Annotated in this window: 5 protein-coding genes and 1 pseudogene; 5 read left to right on the top strand and 1 reads right to left on the bottom strand. The window is 58.5% G+C overall.

All coding sequences use genetic code 11. The annotated features are described in order from the left end of the window. The 5 genes from HLUSI_RS0117965 to HLUSI_RS34815 form a co-directional block, all read left to right on the top strand. A partial coding sequence (locus tag HLUSI_RS0117965) for a copper resistance system multicopper oxidase (protein ID WP_016835267.1) occupies positions 1-1,782 on the top strand: 1,782 nt, incomplete at its 5' end. Positions 1,783-1,812: 30 nt separating this feature from the next. Further along, on the top strand, positions 1,813-2,811 hold the full coding sequence (locus tag HLUSI_RS0117970) for a copper resistance protein B (RefSeq protein ID WP_029363722.1): 999 nt from the start codon (positions 1,813-1,815) through the stop codon (positions 2,809-2,811). A gap of 35 nt (positions 2,812-2,846) precedes the next feature. Then, on the top strand, positions 2,847-3,233 hold the full coding sequence (gene copC / locus HLUSI_RS0117975) for a copper homeostasis periplasmic binding protein CopC (protein ID WP_016835269.1): 387 nt from the start codon (positions 2,847-2,849) through the stop codon (positions 3,231-3,233). Positions 3,234-3,240: 7 nt separating this feature from the next. After that, entirely contained in the window at positions 3,241-4,164 is a 924-nt protein-coding gene (gene copD, locus HLUSI_RS0117980) for a copper homeostasis membrane protein CopD (protein ID WP_016835270.1), read from the top strand. 444 nt (positions 4,165-4,608) lie between these two features. After that, a complete protein-coding gene (locus HLUSI_RS34815) occupies positions 4,609-4,770 on the top strand; it encodes a four-helix bundle copper-binding protein (RefSeq protein ID WP_330987169.1) in 162 nt (53 codons plus the stop codon). Positions 4,771-4,834: 64 nt separating this feature from the next. Here the strand turns inward: HLUSI_RS34815 and HLUSI_RS34325 are convergent. After that, a pseudogene (locus tag HLUSI_RS34325) lies at positions 4,835-5,090 on the bottom strand (hypothetical protein); the annotation flags it as partial.

Here is a 5,090-nt window from a genome sequence, read left to right on the forward strand (position 1 = left end):
GGCGGCGTGCTGTTGGGGTTGTCCTCACGAGCGCTGCAAGCGGCTGCCCAGAACGTGGAGAAGCCGGCTCGTGGTCCGGCAGCGCCCATCCTGACCGGAAACGTGTTCGACCTGGTGGTCGCGGAGTCGGTGGTCAATTTCACCGGGAAGCAAACCACCGCCACGACGATCAATGGCTCCCTGCCGGCACCGACCTTGCGCTGGAAAGAAGGCGAAATGGTCACTATCAACGTGACCAACAAGCTGCGCGAACACACGTCCATTCACTGGCACGGCATCATTCTGCCTTTCCGGATGGATGGTGTGCCGGGTATCAGCTTCGCGGGAATCGCTCCTGGAGAAACGTTCACCTACCAATTCAAGGTGAAGCAAAGCGGCACGTATTGGTATCACTCCCATTCCGGCATGCAAGAGCAAACCGGCATGTATGGCGCGATCGTCATCGAGCCGATCGACAGTGGCAAGAAGATGGTCGATCGTGAGCATGTAGTCCTGTTCTCGGATTGGATGGATGAAAATCCGATGTCGGTGCTCTCCAAGCTCAAGAAGCAAGGCGATTTCTACAATCTGAACAGATTGACTGCGGGTGACTTCGTTCGCGATGCACGCAAGGACGGCGTCAAAGCGGCCCTGGGCAACCGCGCGATGTGGAATGAAATGCGCATGAACCCGACCGACTTGGGAGACTTGTCGGCAGCCGTCTTGACTTACCTTGCCAACGGCGTTACCCCGGCAGGCAACTGGACCGCATTGTTCAAGCCTGGCGAGAAGGTTCGCCTGCGCTGCATCAACGGTTCCGGCAATACCTTCTATGACGTACGGGTTCCGGGCCTGAAGTTGAAGGTCATCCAGGTGGACGGTGTGGATATTGAGCCGGTGAGCGTCGATGAATTCCGTTTCGGCCCCGGCGAGACATGCGATGTCGTCGTGGAGCCCAAAGATGAGGCCTATACGATATTTGCCCAGTCCATGGAGCGCACTGGTTATGCCATGGGGACGCTGGCCGTTCGTGCTGGCCTGGCCGCCCCGGTACCGGACATCGACAAGCCTGAATGGCTCAGCATGAACGACATGATGGGAGATATGTCTTCCATGGGCGGAATGGATCACGGCGCCATGGCCAATATGCCGTTGATGAACATGGATTCGATGTCCGGCATGGACTCCATGGACTCCATGGCGGGTGGCGTGCAACCCATGCAAGGCATGGACCATAGCCGGCATCAGATGGCTTCCGGCAATCCGCTAAAAGTCCCGAGCAAGAAAGCGCGCCACGCCAGCACGGAGTACGGTGCCAGCACGGACTCCAAGGTCGACAGCGCCCGTACCAACTTGGATGATCCGGGCGTTGGCTTGCGCAACAACGGGCGTCGTGTCCTGACACTGGCTGACATGCACACCATCGGCGGCGCCTTGGACGATCGCGGGCCAGAACGGGAAGTCGAGCTTCACCTGACCGGCAATATGGAGCGCTACGCCTGGTCTCTCGATGGGCTGGAGTTCGGCAAGTCCACGCCTGTGCATTTCCGCTACGGCGAACGCCTGCGGGTCATCCTCCACAACGACACGATGATGACGCATCCCATGCACCTGCATGGCCTGTGGAGCGAACTGGAAACCCCGAACGGTGATTTCCTCGCCCGGCGTCACACGATCCCGGTGCAGCCGGCACAGCGCATCAGCTTCCTGGTCACGGCGGACGCCTTGGGCCGCTGGGCATGGCACTGCCACCTCATGTATCACATGGACATGGGCATGTTCCGCGAAGTCATCGTCAGCTAACCAGGATCTGCACTGAAAGGCATATCGAGAATGATTTTTACCTGTTACCCCACCCGGATGTTACTGCTGGCGCTTGCGTCGGTGAGCATGAATGCGGCGCAGGCCCAGGCTCATGCAGGCCACGGCGCGCCGACCAGCGACGCCGCGAGCCAGCCGGCGGTCACGACGATGGACTCCATGCAGACCATGGACACAATGAATGGGGAGACTTCCAGCACTCCTGGGACGGCTGATCACGGCGCAATGAACCACGCGGGCATGGACCATGGCATGAACATGGGCTCGGCTTCGACAGCGCCATCCGACGCCCGTGATCCACACGGCTATTCCAATGGATACACCCTCAATACAGGCCCCTATGCGCAAAAGGATACCAGCGGCCTGATGATGTCGGACATGCACTCATTCGGCTCTTTCATAGCGGACCGCCTGGAGCGGGTCCACACCCGCAAGGCCAACTCTGTTGCTTACGACACCCAAGCTTGGATCGGCAACACCTACGACAAGTTCTACATCAAGGCCGAAGGCGATATCGAGCAAGGTCGCGTGGGCGATTCGCGCACGGAATTGCTGTGGAGTCATGCCGTCACTCCCTATTGGGATAGCCAGCTCGGCCTGCGCGTCGACGCGGGCAGTAACCGGCCGGGGCGCAATTGGCTGGCATTCGGGCTTCAAGGACTGGCGCCTTACTGGTTTGAAGTCGAGGCAACGGGCTACGTCGGCGAGCAAGGCCGCACTGCGTTGCGCTTGTCGGCAGAGTATGAAGTGCTGCTGACACAGCGTTGGATACTACAGCCCCGCGTCGAGGCAAACTTGTACGGCAAGGAAGACCCCGATCTGGGCATCGGCCGCGGTCTGTCCAGTGCGGCTTACGGCATGCGCCTGCGTTATGAATTCTCGCGCCGGTTTGCACCCTATATTGGGATCGAACGAAGCCAGAAGTTTGGCCGTACTGCCAGCTACACCCGTGACGCCGGCAGCAATGTCGGCGAGACAAGGCTCGTGGCCGGCGTTCGCATTTTGTTTTAATACGAAAATTTTTGACTATCCACAGGAGAGTTGCCATGTCTTACCAGTTCTTTATCGCCAAAACCGCCGGCGCCATCGCTGCAGCAGCCTTCGCCACCGCAGCCTTTGCACATCCCAGGCTTCTGGGCTCGACCCCGGAAGACAATTCGACCGTCAGCGCACCGGAGAAGATCGAATTGCGCTTTTCCGAGAATCTGTCCAAGCAGTTTTCCGGCGCGAGTCTGATGATGACCAGCATGCCGGGCATGAACCACGCCGCACCGATGAAAGTCGGCGCAAAGATTTCCGGCGCTGAGGACCCAAAAACCATGATCATCACGCCTACGCAACCATTGATGCCCGGTGTTTATAGCATTGACTGGCGTGCGGTCTCCTCGGATACCCACCCGATCACCGGCAAAGTTACTTTTGCGGTGAAGTGAGCTGGCAATGGATGGGGTGACCGTTCTGGTGCGTTTCGCGCTGTATTTGGACCTGATGCTTGTCTTCGGCTTGCCACTGTTTCACCTGCATGCCTTGCGCAAGCCCGAACGTTCGTCCATGTTGGCCAGGAAGCTTTCGACATTGACTGCAAGCGCAGCCATTGTCGGCATGATCCTCTCAGCGATCAGCATGGTCTTGATGACCAAAGCGATGAGCGGTGCGGCCGACTTCAGTTCGATCGAGCAGCACATGTTCGAAATGATGCTGACCGATACGCCATTCGGCCTGGCCTGGTGCTTGCGCATGGCGATGCTGGTGCTGAGTGTCTTGGCGGTATTGTTTTTAGCGCAAGCGCCAACCTGGAAATTCGGCATGATGAGCCTGGCCGGCGGCGTTGCCTTGGCTACGCTGTCCTGGGGCGGCCACGGCGCCATGGATGAAGGCGCGCGTGGTCAGTTGCATCTGGCAGCAGACATCATCCACCTGCTCGCCGCGGGCGCCTGGATAGGTGCACTTGCCGTATTTATTCTGATATTGGCGCTGCGCGATGGTCATGACGCCAACAACGTTTCTCTGCTTAGTCGCACGCTCAATGGATTTGCCCTGGTGGGCACGCTCATCGTCGGTTCATTACTGATGACCGGTGCGCTGAATTACTGGCTGATCGTCGGCCCGACAGTGACCGGACTGTTCTCGACACCTTATGTGCAACTGCTGATCGCCAAGCTGGTTCTCTTCGGCATGATGCTTGCGCTTGCAGCAGCGAACCGATACCGGCTAAGTCCGGTACTTGAGCGAGCGCATGTCTCCGGCAAGCATCAGGAAGCGGTTGCGGGGTTGCGAAGAAGCCTGCTTATCGAGACAGCTTGCGCTTGCTTGATTCTGGCGCTCGTTGCCTGGCTGGGTACATTGGGACCGATGGCCGATTGATGTCATCGGAAGGTTAATCCAGGCTCTGGAACTGCGCCGAAAGCCCCGGCGCAGTTCGCCGATTCAAGGAGCTGAGTCAATCAGAAATTGCCGCCTTCTCAAAGAAGGCCATCTCACAACAACAAGAAGAAATTTCCACGATGCGTCGCTGGAAAAAGGAATGGAAGCTGGTCGACCATTGAGCTTCTGGTCCTCCGGCTTTCCGAACAACCAGGCTCTGGCAGCCGCTGGAGCGCCATCCGGGTAAATCGCCCATCCATTTTTAAGGAGATCATGATGTCACGTGAAGAATTCCGTACTTGTATCGAGGCTTGTTATGCATGTGCAGCAGCTTGCGACCAATGTGCCGCAGCCTGCTTGCAAGAAGATGACGTAAAAATGATGGCACGCTGTATCGCTACCGATGCCGACTGCGCGGAGATTTGCCGAACGGCCGCGGCACTGATGGCCAGGGGTAGCGAGTTCGCTCAACAGGTATGCAAGCTGTGCGCACAAATTTGCAAAACCTGTGCCGAGGAATGCAAGAAGCACGAGGCACAGCACTGCCAGGACTGCGCGCGAGCCTGTACGCGATGCGCCGATGAGTGCAGCAAGATGGCGGCTTAACCGAACCGCTGGCGCCGTCCGGCCGAAAGGCCGGACGTGAGTTTTGGTTTTTGCGCGCTCCCGTTTAATTTTCAGGGCTTGAGCCGGTGTCGGTCTGCACGGCGGCAGCGAATCCCTGGACGGGAACCGCCAAGGCCAGCAGCCAGAGCAGGAGGATTTTTACGCGCGAAGTCATGGGTCGCCTGTAGCAAGCACTGCCGGAAAATGGCCTGGTTATTTTACGCGATCGGAGACGGGCGAAAGCGGAACGGAAGTTGGAATGGAACCCGGGCGTGGACCGGTGTACGATCAGTTCGCCGCTGGCGCGCTGTTCCAGCGCT

Source organism: Herbaspirillum lusitanum P6-12 (assembly GCF_000256565.1).
GTDB classification, from domain to species: domain Bacteria; phylum Pseudomonadota; class Gammaproteobacteria; order Burkholderiales; family Burkholderiaceae_D; genus Herbaspirillum; species Herbaspirillum lusitanum.

Excerpts from the sequence above, each read along its gene's own strand:
- copC (WP_016835269.1), top strand. The coding sequence starts at position 2,847 with ATGTCTTACCAGTTCTTTATCGCCAAAACCGCCGGCGCCATCGCTGCA.
- copD (WP_016835270.1), top strand. The coding sequence starts at position 3,241 with ATGGATGGGGTGACCGTTCTGGTGCGTTTCGCGCTGTATTTGGACCTG.
- HLUSI_RS0117970 (WP_029363722.1), top strand. The coding sequence starts at position 1,813 with ATGATTTTTACCTGTTACCCCACCCGGATGTTACTGCTGGCGCTTGCG.
- HLUSI_RS34815 (WP_330987169.1), top strand. The coding sequence starts at position 4,609 with ATGGCCAGGGGTAGCGAGTTCGCTCAACAGGTATGCAAGCTGTGCGCA.